19 protein-coding genes are annotated in these 13,811 nt (G+C 69.4%); 15 read left to right on the forward strand and 4 right to left on the reverse strand.

All coding sequences use genetic code 11. The features are described 5' to 3' along the window. Positions 1–5 precede the first annotated feature (5 nt). Positions 6–1,451: a DUF2252 domain-containing protein gene (locus tag ACGFZF_RS34745; RefSeq protein WP_393560889.1), complete on the forward strand. Its 1,446-nt coding sequence runs from the start codon at positions 6–8 to the stop codon at positions 1,449–1,451. Between the two features lies 1 nt (position 1,452). Here ACGFZF_RS34745 and ACGFZF_RS34750 read toward each other — a convergent pair whose 3' ends face one another. After that, positions 1,453–2,751, reverse strand: a complete 1,299-nt coding sequence (locus tag ACGFZF_RS34750) for a chloride channel protein (RefSeq protein ID WP_393560891.1) — start codon at positions 2,749–2,751, stop codon at positions 1,453–1,455. Between the two features lie 802 nt (positions 2,752–3,553). Here ACGFZF_RS34750 and ACGFZF_RS34755 point away from each other — a divergent pair. After that, positions 3,554–3,982 (forward strand): hypothetical protein, encoded by a 429-nt coding sequence (locus ACGFZF_RS34755; RefSeq protein WP_393560893.1) that lies wholly within the window; start codon positions 3,554–3,556, stop codon positions 3,980–3,982. Further along, positions 3,975–4,388, forward strand: coding sequence for a hypothetical protein (locus ACGFZF_RS34760; RefSeq protein ID WP_393560895.1), 414 nt, complete (start codon positions 3,975–3,977; stop codon positions 4,386–4,388). Before ACGFZF_RS34755 ends, ACGFZF_RS34760 begins: the two co-directional genes overlap by 8 nt. A 202-nt stretch (positions 4,389–4,590) precedes the next feature. Here ACGFZF_RS34760 and ACGFZF_RS34765 read toward each other — a convergent pair whose 3' ends face one another. Together ACGFZF_RS34765 and ACGFZF_RS34770 are read right to left on the reverse strand one after the other, a co-directional pair. Continuing rightward, entirely contained in the window at positions 4,591–5,148 is a 558-nt protein-coding gene (locus tag ACGFZF_RS34765; RefSeq protein ID WP_393560897.1) for a GNAT family N-acetyltransferase, read from the reverse strand. Beyond that, the gene (locus tag ACGFZF_RS34770) at positions 5,145–5,918 is read right to left on the reverse strand and encodes a GntR family transcriptional regulator (RefSeq protein WP_393560899.1); all 774 of its coding nucleotides are present in this window, start codon (positions 5,916–5,918) and stop codon (positions 5,145–5,147) included. The genes ACGFZF_RS34765 and ACGFZF_RS34770 overlap by 4 nt, the downstream gene beginning before the upstream one ends. Before the next feature lie 651 nt (positions 5,919–6,569). On the opposite strand from ACGFZF_RS34770, the gene ACGFZF_RS34775 reads away from it, so the two are divergent. The 12 genes from ACGFZF_RS34775 to ACGFZF_RS34830 all read left to right on the forward strand — a co-directional run bounded on the left by ACGFZF_RS34775 (position 6,570) and on the right by ACGFZF_RS34830 (position 12,863). Continuing rightward, positions 6,570–6,836, forward strand: coding sequence for a DUF6284 family protein (locus ACGFZF_RS34775; RefSeq protein WP_393560901.1), 267 nt, complete (start codon positions 6,570–6,572; stop codon positions 6,834–6,836). Further along, on the forward strand, positions 6,833–7,117 hold the full coding sequence (locus tag ACGFZF_RS34780; RefSeq protein ID WP_393560903.1) for a hypothetical protein: 285 nt from the start codon (positions 6,833–6,835) through the stop codon (positions 7,115–7,117). The genes ACGFZF_RS34775 and ACGFZF_RS34780 overlap by 4 nt, the downstream gene beginning before the upstream one ends. Beyond that, positions 7,114–7,290 carry a hypothetical protein gene (locus tag ACGFZF_RS34785; RefSeq protein WP_393560905.1) on the forward strand — a complete coding sequence of 59 codons (177 nt, stop codon included), beginning with the start codon at positions 7,114–7,116 and terminating at the stop codon, positions 7,288–7,290. The genes ACGFZF_RS34780 and ACGFZF_RS34785 overlap by 4 nt, the downstream gene beginning before the upstream one ends. Continuing rightward, positions 7,287–8,450 carry a conjugal transfer protein gene (locus ACGFZF_RS34790; RefSeq protein WP_393560907.1) on the forward strand — a complete coding sequence of 388 codons (1,164 nt, stop codon included), beginning with the start codon at positions 7,287–7,289 and terminating at the stop codon, positions 8,448–8,450. Before ACGFZF_RS34785 ends, ACGFZF_RS34790 begins: the two co-directional genes overlap by 4 nt. Then, positions 8,447–8,785 carry an RRQRL motif-containing zinc-binding protein gene (locus ACGFZF_RS34795; RefSeq protein ID WP_393560908.1) on the forward strand — a complete coding sequence of 113 codons (339 nt, stop codon included), beginning with the start codon at positions 8,447–8,449 and terminating at the stop codon, positions 8,783–8,785. The genes ACGFZF_RS34790 and ACGFZF_RS34795 overlap by 4 nt, the downstream gene beginning before the upstream one ends. A gap of 22 nt (positions 8,786–8,807) precedes the next feature. Next, positions 8,808–9,050, forward strand: a complete 243-nt coding sequence (locus ACGFZF_RS34800) for a hypothetical protein (RefSeq protein WP_393560910.1) — start codon at positions 8,808–8,810, stop codon at positions 9,048–9,050. Between the two features lie 15 nt (positions 9,051–9,065). Further along, entirely contained in the window at positions 9,066–9,452 is a 387-nt protein-coding gene (locus ACGFZF_RS34805; protein WP_393560912.1) for a DUF6251 family protein, read from the forward strand. Between the two features lies 1 nt (position 9,453). Next, positions 9,454–9,648: a hypothetical protein gene (locus ACGFZF_RS34810; protein ID WP_393560914.1), complete on the forward strand. Its 195-nt coding sequence runs from the start codon at positions 9,454–9,456 to the stop codon at positions 9,646–9,648. A 104-nt stretch (positions 9,649–9,752) separates the two neighbouring features. Beyond that, a complete protein-coding gene (locus ACGFZF_RS34815) occupies positions 9,753–9,953 on the forward strand; it encodes a DUF6257 family protein (RefSeq protein WP_393560916.1) in 201 nt (66 codons plus the stop codon). Between the two features lie 90 nt (positions 9,954–10,043). After that, positions 10,044–12,119 (forward strand): cell division protein FtsK, encoded by a 2,076-nt coding sequence (locus tag ACGFZF_RS34820; protein WP_393560918.1) that lies wholly within the window; start codon positions 10,044–10,046, stop codon positions 12,117–12,119. Between the two features lie 150 nt (positions 12,120–12,269). Further along, positions 12,270–12,515 (forward strand): hypothetical protein, encoded by a 246-nt coding sequence (locus ACGFZF_RS34825; protein WP_393560920.1) that lies wholly within the window; start codon positions 12,270–12,272, stop codon positions 12,513–12,515. 159 nt (positions 12,516–12,674) lie between these two features. Further along, positions 12,675–12,863, forward strand: coding sequence for a hypothetical protein (locus tag ACGFZF_RS34830; RefSeq protein ID WP_393560922.1), 189 nt, complete (start codon positions 12,675–12,677; stop codon positions 12,861–12,863). Positions 12,864–12,876: 13 nt separating this feature from the next. Here the strand turns inward: ACGFZF_RS34830 and ACGFZF_RS34835 are convergent, their stop codons facing one another. After that, on the reverse strand, positions 12,877–13,809 hold the full coding sequence (locus ACGFZF_RS34835) for an HNH endonuclease (RefSeq protein WP_393560924.1): 933 nt from the start codon (positions 13,807–13,809) through the stop codon (positions 12,877–12,879). Positions 13,810–13,811 lie beyond the last annotated feature (2 nt).

Raw genomic sequence — 13,811 nt, forward strand, 5'->3', positions numbered from 1 at the left:
CCGCGATGAACGCCAAGAGCGCCAAGGACAAGAGCGCCGGGAAACAGCGCCGGCAACGGGCCGGACGGTACGGCACCGAGAAGGAACGGGCGGCGCGCGGCAAGGCCGCCCGGTCCGCCGTGCCCCGCTCCTCGCACGCCGCGTTCACCCCGTCGGCGCAGCGCACGGATCCGGTCGACCTCATCGAGGCCCAGTCGGCGAGGCGGGTCCAGGAACTCGTCCCGATCCGCTACGGAAGGATGAGCGAGTCGCCCTTCCGCTTCTACCGCGGGGCGGCCGCCATCATGGCCGCCGACCTCGCCGGCACCCCGCGCAGCGGGTTCACGGCGCAGCTGTGCGGCGACGCGCACATGCTCAACTTCCGGCTGCTCGCCTCTCCCGAACGCCGCCTGATGTTCGACATCAACGACTTCGACGAGACGCTGCCCGGCCCCTGGGAGTGGGACGTCAAACGGCTCGCCGCCAGCCTGGTCATCGCCGGGCGGGCCAACGGCTTCAGCACCCGGCAGCGGGCCTCCGTGGTGCGGGCCGCGGTGCGGTCCTACCGGGAGCGGATGCGCGCCTTCGCCGGGCTGGGCAATCTCGACGTCTGGTACGCCCGGTTCGAGGCCGACGACCTGCAGCGGCAGTTCGCGCCGGTGCTCGGCTCCGCGAACCGGGACCGCTGGGCGCGCGCCCGGGAACGGGCCCGCGCGCACGACACCCTGCAGGCGTTCGACAAGCTCACCCGGGTCGCCGGCGGCCGGCGCGTGATCGCGTCCGAGCCGCCGCTGCTCGTGCGCCTGGCGGATCTGCTGCCCGACGCCGAGCAGCACGCCCTGGAGAAGCGGATCAGCCGCCTGATCGCGTCCTACGGCCGAAGTCTCTCCACCGACCGGCGCTTCCTGCTGGAGTCCTACCGGGTGGCGGACGTGGCCCGGAAGGTCGTCGGGGTCGGCAGCGTCGGCACCCGCTGCTGGATCGTCCTGCTCCTCGGCAAGGACGACCGGGACCCGCTCTTCCTCCAGGCCAAGGAGGCCGACGAGTCGGTGCTCGCGCCCTACGCCGGCCCCGGGCCGTTCCGGACCCAGGGCGAACGCGTCGTCGCCGGTCAGCGCCTGATGCAGGCCACCAGCGACATCTTCCTGGGCTGGGAACGCGCCCAGGGCATCGACGGCCGGCGCCGCGACTTCTACGTGCGCCAGCTGAGGGACTGGAAGGGCATCGTCGTCGCCGAGAACCTGTCGCCGAAGCGGATGAAGCTGTTCGGGACCCTGTGCGGCGCCACCCTGGCCCGCGCCCACGCCCGGTCGGGAGACCGGATCGCGATCGCCTCCTACCTGGGCGGAGGGGACGTCTTCGACCGCGCGCTGGCGACGTTCGCCGAGCTGTACGCGGACCAGAACGAGATGGACCACCAGGCGCTGCTCGACGCCGTCCGGGCCGGCCGGGTGCGCGCCGAGTCGGCCTGACTCAGCCCTTGCGGGGCCGGCGGGTCCACGCGGGCCGTGCGGGGTACGGCGGGATCTCCGGCCCCTGCGGCAGCAGTTCCACCACGACGAAGGAGATGACCGCGGCCAGCACCACGACCGGGACCGTTTCCACGTTGCCCAGCAGCAGCACGACCAGCACGACGCTGCAGACGGGCACCCGCATGCCGGCCGTGACGGCCGCCGCCATGCCGACCGCCATGGCCGGGACGAGCCCGAAGCCCGGCAGCGGCGCGAGCAGCACGCCGGCCGCCCCGCCCAGGAACAGGGAAGGGAAGACGGGGCCGCCGCGCAGGCTGCCCAGACAGAGCAGGTAGGCGAGCGACTTGAAGCCGATGACGGCGATGAGCGCGCCCACCGACCAGGCGTGCGGGTCGGCCGCCAGTTGCCCCAGGGCTGCCTGCCCCGACAGGGCGGCCTCCTCCGGCGACCGGCCGGTGGTGACGGCGTACAGGGCGATGCAGCCGGCCGCCCCGAGCGCGCACAGCGTGGTGTTCCACACGATCCGCTTCGTCACGAAGCCGGCCGCGTAGCGTCCGCCCACGAAGGCGGCGTGGACGAGCAGGGCGACGGCGGGCGCCATCAGCAGCGTCCACAGGACGTCGCCGGTGTCGAGCAGCGGCGACGGGGGCAGCCCGATGTCGAGGCTCGCGGGCTTCAGGCCGGTCCAGTGGCCGAAGCCGGTGAACACCAGCGCCCCGATGCCGCTGGACAGCAGCGCGGGCAGCATCAGCGCGAAGAGCTGCGGGCCGCCGACGCCGGCCACCTCCATCAGGAGCACCGCGCCCACGAGGGGGTTGCCGAAGAGCGCCGAGACGGCGGAGGCGGAGCCGGCGGCGCCGAGCAGCATCGTGCCGGCCTTCGTCTGGGGCGCCTTCACGAGGCGCCCGAAGAGCAGGGCGAGTCCGGTGCCCAGGGCGAGCAGCGGCGCCTCGGGTCCCAGGACGGCGCCGAGCGGCAGGCTGAAGAAGGCGGCGAGGACCACTCCGGGGAGCGCGCTCGCGGTGATGCCGCCCGCGTGCAGGCCGCCCGCCGGGAGGTGCCCGCCGCGTCCCGGCAGCCGGGCGACGATCAGCCCGACGACCAGGCCCGAGACCAGCAGCAGGGGGAACCCCCACCACCAGGGCGCCTGGTCCCAGCCCAGGTCCCGCGGCCAGTCCGTCCAGATCAGCTGCTCCAGCTCGGTGATCGCGACGAGGAACCAGAACGCGATCAGGGAGACCGGGATGCCGATCAGCCCGCAGAACACCAGGGCCTTGCGGTACTCGGGCCGCCGCAGCATGGCCTGCAGCTCGTCGGCCTCGCGCGGCTGACCCGCCGGTGCGGACGGGGTGGCCGGCGGTTTCGTTGCGGAGATGGGGCCCTCCCGGGATGGGCGACTCGACAGGCGTTCCCCCCATGACTGGCCCGAGGCTATCGGCCCGCCCGCCCATCTCCGGCCGCCACGCCGCCGCCGTCCGCGCCGGGCCGGACAACGAAGAAGGGCCCCGCTGCAAGCAGCGGGGCCCTTCGACATCGTGCCCGGTGAGGCACTGGCGGAGGATACGAGATTCGAACTCGTGAGGGGTTGCCCCCAACACGCTTTCCAACTGTCCGCATGTCCGTACAGGGGCGTACGGAGCCGTTCACCGGACAGGCCTATCAGTGATCGCGTACGGCAGGGAACGGTGGCGGACGCCAGTGAACTGGACAAGGACTAGGACAACGGAAGGCCATCGAGCAGGACGTGGCGGCTAGCCATGATCGGCGGCGAAGGGGTCGGTCATGCAGCCGCCCGCACGGCCACTAGCCAGTAAGTGTCCGCCACTGTGTGTGGACGTTGATGTCAGCCACTGATGTCAGGCCCATCGAGCCGTGCCGCCCGATCCGGCCTGTTCAGGGAGCCTGCGGGTCGGGTTGAGAATCGCTGGACGTGCGCGAGCCCCGCAGAAATATGAGGGCCTTCATTGGCTGTGGCACTACAGGCAAGCCCTTGTCCAGGTCGCCACTCAAAGGGACCGACTGTCGCCCAACGTCGCGCAAGTGGTGTCGGTCGCTAGCCCACACGAGTAATGTTCGTCACTCGTTAGAGGGGGGCGATGCCTATGGCGAACAACAGCAACAAGCGTCGGAGCAAGCTCGTCGACATGGGTGCGACGCCACCCAAGGCGGTGTATCGACCACCGAACGTTCCGCCCGCTGAGCAGGAAGTTTTCGACATTCCATGCTCAGAACAAGATCTTTTGCGAGTTCGGCTGAGATATTACCGCAACAAGATCGTCGACTTTGCCGTCATGCAGCTGACCAGCGATTACGGCGCTTGGGAGGAGCTGGCTCGCATCGACTGCTGTGGCGGCACGGTCCACCGGCATCTCTTCGGCCGGAGCGGATCGGTGTTGCTTGATCACGACCTGATTCGTGACATCCCCGAACGTGACGGCGCCTGGGATGTCGTGCACGATAGCTACGAGGGGGCGCTGGACGAGATGCAAGAAAAGTGGGAAGACAACCTGCGGAGGTGGCGGTGTGGCTGACGAACGCGCGCTGCGACGCAAGGCGGCCTTCGAAGTAGCCAAGAGGCTCGCTGATCCAGAGATTCGACGTCAGTTCGGCGCCCACGGGTACCGATCAGGCGACGCCATCGTCACGGCGCTGGAGAGCGACACCATCGACGACGTGTACGCCAGGATGCGCCGGCAGGCGCCGCCGGCCACGGTCGGCATCTACTGGCCCGAGTCCGGTCGGCTGGAGTTCACGACCTTCGAGCCTGACCAGGCTCCGCCTGCTGGACAAGCGCGGGAGGGCATCGGAGGCGCAGCCACAATCGGCATGCTGTTTGATCATGTCTCCCATCAGCAAGGTAACCAACTGCGTTTGAACCTTGCGTGGGGCGCAGCCGCCAGCATGCATGTCGAGCGCTTCACTGCCTCGCTCACGTAGCCCTCGATCCCCTCGCGCTGGCGGCAGGGGCCTGCGGCCAGTGATGTCGACCCTCAGACTTTTGATGCAGAAGCCTCGCAGGTTCAGCCTGCGAGGCTTCTGTGTTCACGGAAGGGGATTTGCAGCATCACGAGACCTGAGGCGCGCGCCATCGTTCGTGACTCCCTGATCACACCGACCGACATGGGCGGTCAGGCAGGCATCACCATGCGTCCGATCCCACCAGGCCAGTCAGCCCATGCGTCGTACTGGGCATCGCTCGACGCTGCGCGAGCCACCCCGAGACTCGGGGTCCACCGTTGACCGCTCCACCCTCCGTGACCGTGCGCACATGCTCGAACCCATGGCGAAGGTAGTAGTCCTGGAGCGGCTTGTTCGTGGTCCAGGCGTCGAGCCGGAGCCACATGACGCCGGAACGATACGCCTGGTCGCTTGCCCAATCGAGCAACCGTCCACCGAGGTCCTGGCCGGCGTGCGTGCGGGCCACGGTCAGCTTGTTCACGAACAGGGATTCCTGCCGGAGTTCCTGTTCACTCCAGAGTCCGCCTTCCGCTTCCGGGGTCAACGTGATGGTCGCCGCCGTCACCGATCCGTCGCGGACCATGAAGACGACTCCAGCTTCGATCGTGCTCAGCAACCTGTCTGCTGGGTACGGGCGTTGCCACTGATCCGTACCGAGATCGGAGAGCCACGTCGCCGCTTCCTGGCGGAACGCGAGCAGTGCGTCGAGGTCCTCTGCGGTCGCTCGCTCGATGATCACTGCGGTTCGTCCTCCTGCCGAGCGGACAACGTGCCGATCTCGTAGTTCATCCGGTTCAGATCCCCCCGGAAGGTCGTGATGGTGCAGCGGATGACCTGGTCCGCCGAGTAGCCGGTACGGGTCCAGAGCAGGACCGGGACTCCAGCGCCGATGTCCAGCAGTCGCGCTTCGTCCGGGGTGGGCATCCGGGCCGCGATCTCGTCGAAGTAGCCGATCTGCTCGACGTCGATTCCGGCAAGGTAGCGCGTGGTCCCCTCGGCGATGTCGCCGGGCTCCGCCAGTCGCGGGGCCTTCTTCACGAGCCAGTCGGGGTAGTAGGTGGCCTGAGTCGACCACGGCACGTCGTCTACGAAGCGGTGGCAGAACCGGAGAACGGTGGTCGACTCCCGCTCGACCTTGAGTCGCTCCGCCACGTACTCGGTTGCCGGGGTCACCTCGACACGGAACGTCTGGCTGGGGTGACGGCCGGCGTTGGTGACATCGGTGCTGTAGGCGTCACCGTTCTGCGGAAAGGTCAGGTTCTCGAAGCGAGACGCGTTCAGTTTGAACACCTCATGCTTCTTGACCTCGTATCCAAGCCCCTGGCTCGACGAGATCAGCCCCTCGCTGACCAGCAGGGAAAGGCCAGAGCGGACGGTGTTGCGCGAAGCGTCGAACCGAGTACTCAGCTCGCTCTCGGAGGGCAGGCGCGAGCCCGGCTTATAGACGTCGTTGTCGATGTCGCGACGAAGAGCGTCCGCGACCTGCCGGTACTTCGGCTGCTTGTTCATGCGTCCATCATGACGCACTCGCTCAACTTGTTGGTACATGTGGGCCCCGATCGCTTGACGACTCACTGTCCGTGGGTGCAACATCACTGCATCAGCTTGTACCAACAAGTTGAGCAAGCGGTGCAACACCTTTAAGTGTGCCCGCTTGCGGCGATATTCCCCCAGGTGGGAGGACTCGCCGCCTGCTCAGGGTGGGGACGCTGCAATCCCGCTAAAGGCCAGAGGACAGGGCTTCGGCCCGACTGGCGAGGTGGCCCGGTGACCGCGAGCAACGGCCGGAGAGTGGGGACAGAGATCCCCCTTGCAGTGCTTGTTCCGATCCGACGACCTAGGGGGTCTCGATGTACCGACGAAGACTCTGGGCGCGCCGCCCGTGCTGGACCTGCACGGCGGTGGCGCCCGCTGCGTCCCCCTGATCCGCCGCCACTTCGGCGCATCGGACTATCCGGTGATTCGCGGACGTCAGGTCACCTGCGCAGCGGTTGCTGCGGCCGGTTGCCTCCTCCGCCCGTCCGAGCCCCGTTCGCGGGTTCCGTACGGGCGGGGTCGAGGGGAGCCGGAGAAGTGCTCTGGTTCTAACGGCGAGACCCCCCGGTGTTGGAGCACCGGGGGGTCGTTTCGGGCCGTTCCTGTCTGAGAGGAACACACCCAATGAAGTCCATCGCTGCACTTCAGGCCGTTGTTACGGCCACCCCGTTCGGACGCGAGCCGTCCGACGCGGAGCTGGACGCGATCGAGCAGGAGATGCCGCTGATCCTGGCGGAGGTCGACCTGCTCGACGCGCAGATCATGACCATCGACCGTCCGGCCACCGAGCTGGACACCCAGCGGATCCGCCGGGCCCGCAACCGCATCATGGCGGCCCGCCGGGACCTCACCAACCGCGCCGGCGCGACGCTGACGGGTGGTGCCGCATGAGCAGGCCCGCCGACCTCAGCGGCGACGTGACCGGCCTGCTGACCGCGATCGTCGAAGCGCTGGACATGCCGATGCCGTCGATCCATGAGGACGACGAGCGGGAGCACTACAGGCTGCTGGAGCGTCGCTCGTCGGATGTGCGGATCGCCCTGTCGGTCCTGCTGCGCTTCCCCGGCTCCGGTGCCCTGGACGACACCATCCAGGACCTCCGCGACCGGACGAAGCGCAACCCCGTCACCTACACCCCGTTCGCCTCTGAGGAGCACGGGGGCGACGAGTGAACCGCATCGTCTTCTGGGCCCTGATGAGCCTGTGCGTCACGGTCGAGGTCTGGGGCCTTGTCATCGGCAACCGGGACGTCCACTACCTGGGGGCCATCGCCGGGTTCGGCGTGATCGCCGTCAGCCGCCTCCTGCACCGCGCCGACGCGTACGAGGGTGGTGAAGAGTCGTGAGCGCGACCGGAAGGCCGCTGAGCAAGCTTCAGAAAATTGTGCTGACTGCCGCGTTCGTGCCGATGCTCGCCACGGGCGGCGCCGGCGGGTACGGCACCTACACCAACATCAAGGCCGCGTTCGGGTCGGGGACGGCGGTGGGTGCGGTCGCGGCCGGTGAAGGTGCGACCGCCGTGCTGGCGATCGTGCTGCTCGGCCTGACGCTGCTCGGGCAGTCCTCACCGAAGACGATCCGGGCGGGGCTGTGGGCTCTTCCCGCCGCCGCGTCCGCGATGTCCGTAACCGCCGCGAAGACCCCGGGCGAGATGGTCATCTACGCGATCACCCCGATGGGCATGACCGCGTCCGCCGAGGGCGCGGCGTTCCTCGCCCGCCGGATCGTCGTCTACCGTGACGGCCGCGACGCCGAGGCCGAAGCGCACGCGGCGGCGATCGTGCAGGCCCTCGCCTACCACCGGGCCCGCGCCGCGAACCACCCCGACAAGCAGGTCCGGGCAAAGTCGGAACGGACGTCCTGGAAGCTGGCGCGGAAGGTCGGCGCCGGTGACCTCGCGCTGGGCGATCGACTGCTCGACGTCCAGCGGCAGCGGGTCACCGTCGGAGCCGACGCAGCACTCGCCGACATGTTCGGCGCCCCGACCGCCCCCGCCCTGACCACCCGACCGGTCGATGAATCGGTCGCCGGACCGGTCGGCATGGTCGTAGGGCTGGAGATCGACCGGTCTACCCGACCGATCGACTCCGCAGATGCGGAGGAATCGACCCAGACCAGTATGGAACGGTCTACCTCTGACCTGCCCGTACCGGCCCTCGAACCGGGTCCGGTCGCGTACCGCAATCCGCGCGACCTGTTCGAGCAGGAAGAGCCCACCCCGCTCCCTCCGGCCGAGTCGACCGGTCGGGGGGCCAAGCGAGTCGACGCGGCCGAGCAGTCGACCCCACCCAAGCGGGTCACCCGCCGGGTGCCGGACGCGGCGAAGTCGACTAAGCCGCGCCGCACGAAAGATGAACTGCTCGCTGAGGCGCGCCAGTTGACTGAGTCGTGGCCGGTGGATCAGTTGACCGCCGACGGGATCCGGAAGGCGCTGCGGACCTCGCCCGAGAAGGGCCGGTGGCTGCGCGACACCCTCAAGGGCGAACGCGGTGAGACGGCGGCATGAGCGCCCTCCCGGTCTACGGCTGGCGCCTCGCTCCCGAGGGTCTGGCGACGTTCCGGCAGCTCCGGGCACTCGGGCTGCGTCCCGGCGGTCAGCCGGTCGTGGCCCAGCTCGAACGCCCCCGCCGCCGGAAGGAACCGCTGATCGCGTTCCTGTACCGCATCGACCGGGCCAAACCTGTGCGGTCGATGACTCCGGCCCGGTGCGCGGCTCTGGAGCGGGCGAACGCGGCCCGCCGGGTCTGCCCGGAGTGCGGGCGGGATGCCGGGTACCGCATCCCGTCCTCGCTCGGCATGTGCACCCCCTGCGCCTACCCCGACACCACTCTCGCCGCGTGAGCGGCAGCAAGGAGTCCAGGTCATGACGACCACCGCGAACACGACCGTCCCGGCTGCCCTGCCCGCGCCGGTCCCGCACCACTTCATCCTCACGGTCCAGACCGACGACGGCCGCATGGTCACCCAGGACGGCACCGTCCCGGTCGTCCCCGGGATCCACACCCGCATGGCGACCTACACCACGCTCCGCGAGCAGGTCGGCGAGCACTGGGGCCTGAGCCGGTTCACCGTCCTGTTCTTCTCCCTGGAGCCCAACCAGCTCTGAAAGGAGCCCTCGATCATGAGCAACCTGCCTGAGCCGGTCCGGGTCGTGCAGCTCCCGGACGGCACCTACACCTACGCCGACCAACTCCCCGCCGTACCGGCCACCGCCGCCGCACCGCAGGTGGTCCACCAGCACATCCACCAGGCCCCGCCGGACCGCACCGTGCAGCGGATCGCGCTCGGCTCCGGCATCGGCGCCGGCACCGTCGCCGCCGGGGTCTACTTCGGCCCGCTCCTGGTCGGCGCGCTCACCGCGATCGCCGCGAACCTGGCCCTGCTCGCCTTCCTCGCCGCCGTCCTCGCCTGGGGCGTCGTGAGCGTCGTGAAGTCGGTCGGCGGCCCGGACGGCAAGGCCGCCGCCAAGACTCTGAGCAAGGCCCGTCGCTCACGGAAGGGGAAGTGAGATGTTCCGTGCCGGAGACAAGGTCCTGATCATCGCCTGCGAGGACGACCCCCGCGCGGTCGGCAAGACCGGCCGCGTCCTGGACGAGGTCCCGCCGGGCCCGCTGACGGACGGCCGCTGGACCGTCGACCGGATCAGTATCTGGATCGCCCCGGTCCTGGTCCACGCCCACGAGATCCGCAAGGTCGGGTCTTGACCCGCTCCGTCTCGCAGGACTGACGCCTGCCTGCCCACCCCATTGGCCGACCGTCGGGGGTGGGTGGGGAGTCGGGACAGCCCCGGCCCGGAAAGGGACCCGTCGTGGCCAACAAGAAGAACGAGCAGGACCCGAACTACCCCAAGCTCACCGCCGGAGAGCACGCCCGGATCGCATGGAACGTGGCCCGCATGTGCAAGCGGTCGATCGCCAGCGAGAGCGTCTACCAGGGCGACCTGGAGAAGAAGGTCGACCGGATCATCGACCGCGCCCGCGAGCGCGCCGAGAAGAACGCCAAGAAGTAGCTGTGACCCGGGGACGGCCGTCCCGGCCAAGGAAACCGCGCCGTCCCCGGGTTCCTCCCTCGCCCTTTCGAGCAGCAGGAGAACCCCAGCATGACCGAGACGCTCACGGCCGCGCACCTGCGCCCAGTGCCCGACATCGACGACGGCGAGACGCCCACCGCGCCGACGCTGGTGGACAACCCGTCCCTGCCCGACCCGAAGGTGACCATAGAGAAGCGCAAGCCGGTCCTCGCCGGATGGCTCACCAACCGGCGCGACTTCCTCGCCACCGCCCGCCACACCGGCGCGAACATCGGCTACGCGGCGCTCTACCACGGCGTCCGGATCCCGGTGTACGCCGGACGCCTGGCGCTGATGTCGCCGCGGGGAACCTGCCGGTTCATCGCGTCGACCAACCGGTGGGTGTGGGACCGGGAGGCCGCGCCGCTGCGGGACTACGCGGTGCGGACGGAGGACGTGGAGGAGTACATGCGGCTGTCCAAGCTGCGCGCCGGCCGGATCCGGCTGCGCGGTCTGGTCACCCTCGTGTCCCTCGTGTTCGGCGCCGGATTCGCCCTCTGGCTGTACGTCGTCGCCCCCGCTTACCTGTTCGTGTTCGCGACCGGTGGGGTGCTGCTGCTCGGCATGGCCGGACAGCAGCCCGATTCCCCGGTCGTCGGCCCGGCGGTCCTCAAGACCGAGATTCAGAAGCTGACCGGCTCGATCGTGCTGCGCGGTCTGGACTCGATCGGCAACGCGAAGATCTCCGCCGCCATCAAGAAGGGCGGCGACATGAACGGCCTGCGCTTTACCAGCGAGATCGTGCGTGACGGGCCCGGCTACCGTGCCGACCTCGACCTGCCCTACGGCGTGACGCCCGAGGACATCATGGAGGCCCGCAAGCCCCTCGCGTCCGGCCTGCGGCGGAAGGTCGGCTGTGTGTGGCCCTCGCCGGACCCCACCGAGCATGAGGGGCGTCTCGTGCTGTGGGTCGGGGACAAGCCGATGAACGAGACCACCAAACCGGCGTGGCCGCTGCTCAAGACCGGCACGGTGGACCTGTTCAAGCCGGTCGTGTTCGGCAACGACCAGCGGATGCGGGACGTCGCGGTGACGTTGATGTTCGCGGCCGTCGTCGTCGGCTCCGTGCCCCGCATGGGCAAGACGTTCCTGATGCGGCTGCTCCTGCTGATCGCCGCCCTCGACCCCCGGGCGGAGCTCCACGCGTTCGACTTCAAGGGCACCGGCGACTTCGGCGCCCTGGAGCCGGTCTGCCACCGCTACCGCGCCGGTGAGGAGGACGACGACATCGGCTACGTCGTCGAGTCGCTGCGGGAGCTGAAGGAAGAGCTGCGGCGCAGGGCGAAGGTCATCAAGTCCCTGCCGCGCTCGCGCTGCCCCGAGTCGAAGGTCACGCCCGCCCTCGCGGACGACAAGTCGCTCGGGCTGCACCCGATCGTGGTCGGGTTCGACGAGTGCCAGGTGCCCTTCGAGCACGGCGAGCACGGCGCGGAGATCGAAGCGATCTGCACCGACCTCGTCAAGCGCGGCCCCGCGCTCGGCATCGTCACCCTGTTCGGCACCCAGCGGCCGGACGCGAAGTCCCTGCCCACCGGCATCAGCGCGAACGCGATCCTGCGGTTCTGTCTGAAGGTCATGGGGCAGCCCGCGAACGACATGGTGCTGGGGACGTCGATGTACAAGTCGGGGTACCGGGCGACGATGTTCTCCCGCTCGGACCGGGGTATCTGTTGGATGGCCGGCGAGGGCGACGACCCGCGGATCGTCGCGTCCGCGTTCGTCGATGCGGTCGCCGCCGAGCAGGTCGTCGCACGGGCCCGCAAGGCACGTGAGGACTACGGCAACGTCACCGGCCACGCCATCGGCAAGGGCCCCGACAAGACCACCGGATCCGGCATCCTCGCCGACGTCCTCGACGTCATCCTCGACGGCGAGAAGGCGGTGTGGTGCGAGCGGATCGCAACCCGCCTGACGGCGCTGCGGCCGGATACGTACGCGGGGTGGAAGGGCGAGAACGTCACCGCGGCTCTCAAGCCGTACGGCATCAAGCCCGGACAGGTCTGGGGCCAGACGGACGACGGCAAGGGCGCCAACCGGCGCGGCATCGACCGCACCGACATCACCGCCGCCGTCACCCGCCGTAACGCTGATCGGGCCGCCGCCTGACCCGAGCAGCACCGCTAGACCTAGCAGCCCCGGCTGCTAGGTCTAGCAGCCGCGCTAGCACATCAAAGGGCCGCTGACCTGCGCACTAGCGTCTAGCGGCCCACCTGCGGAAACCCCTGGAAACCCGCCCTGGAGGGGGAGAGACCGCCCATGCTCACCGCTAGTGCCCTGCTCCTGCTCGCCACCCTCGCCGGTTACACGCTGTTGTGTGCCGCGTCGCCGTTCGGGACCTGCCGCAAATGCCGGGGCTTCGGCCACAAGGTCGTCCTCGACCGCAAGGGCCGCCCCAAGCGCGACAAGCCATGCCGCCGCTGCAAGGGCCACGGCACACGCCTGCGCGTCGGCCGGCGCATGACCAACCACAGCCGCGCCATCCACCGCGCCGGCACCCGCTGACCCCGGACACGAAGCAGCCGACGGCACCCGTCGTGAGACGTCCCCGCTCCGAGCAGGAGCTAGGCGGACGCGTCGTCGGCCATGTCCCCGGGCTTGTCAGCACCCGAGGTACCCGCACCCTACCCAGCCCTCCCGCACCCCGTCGAAGGAGATCCCGCCATGGTCGTGACCGTGTCCCTGGTCGCGCTCTTCGGACTCGTCCTGTTCTTCCTCCTGCGCTCCCGCACCCTTGGCCCCGGCGCCGCGTTCATCGCCGCCGGCTTCGGGTTCTTCCTCGCCTCCACCGGAGCCGCCACCCCCATCAACCAGCTCACCACCTCGCTCATCCAGGCCATCCAGAACCTGTAGTACGCCTACGGAGCTAGGCATCGGTTCGGTGGATGCGCCAGTGTGCGGCGAGCCAGACCAGGTGCTCGGGCCGCAGCTCCACGGCGGTCCGTCGGCCGTGGAGCTGCGCGTACACCGGGTATGCGTGAAGCTCCTCGGTGACGTCGATGAGCCCGGTGTCCGGGCAGACGGCGAGCCGGCCGCGGTCGAAGAGGATGTGTACGTCGCGCCGGAAGGGGAGTCCTCCCCATTCGTGGTGCTCACCGCTGCTGGCGTAGCTGTACAGGTGTGCTGCTTCCAGTGCGGCGGCCGGGGTGGGTCCGGTGAACGCGCAGGTCTCACCGTGTTCCTTCAGCAGGTTCTTGCGGAATGCGTCCTGGCCCACTCGCACGCGCACCGTGGTGACCTTGTGGCCGCCCGGGATGTCGCTCCACGATCCGGTCTCCATCTCGTTTGTGGCGTCGCCTTGTTCGGTGGCCAGGAGTGCGTCGCGCAGCTTCTCCCAGCGTGCCGGGCGCATGCTCAGTTGCGACTTCGGCGAATCGCACAGAGCGCGTAGTTCCGGCGCCGAGAGCAGGCCGCGTCCGTCCATCCACGCCTTTGCGTGTCGTGACGTGTACGTGGTCACCGTTCGGATCTCCGTGGCCGGGTCGTCGAACAGGTGCAGGCACTTGCCGCATCGGTAGGACGGCTTGTCCCGTAGACGTCGCTTGATATCGGCCTTGTCGCAGCGCGGGCACGAGTAGAGAGTCTTCTGCGCCGTGCCGGTGTCGATGGCCTGGATCACCGAGACACCGATCAGCCCGGCTTTGTCCCACAGAGCGATCACGTCGCCGACGGCGAGGCGGGCGTGGTTCTGCACCGTGCTGTCCCAGCTGTAGTGCTCCGCCGGGTTGTCGTCGTAGCCGTCGTTCCCGGCGTGCTCCCGCGCCTCACCGAGCGCCAGCACCATCCACGCCGTCGTCATTC

The organism is Streptomyces sp. NPDC048338 (assembly GCF_043201055.1).
GTDB lineage: Bacteria > Actinomycetota > Actinomycetes > Streptomycetales > Streptomycetaceae > Streptomyces.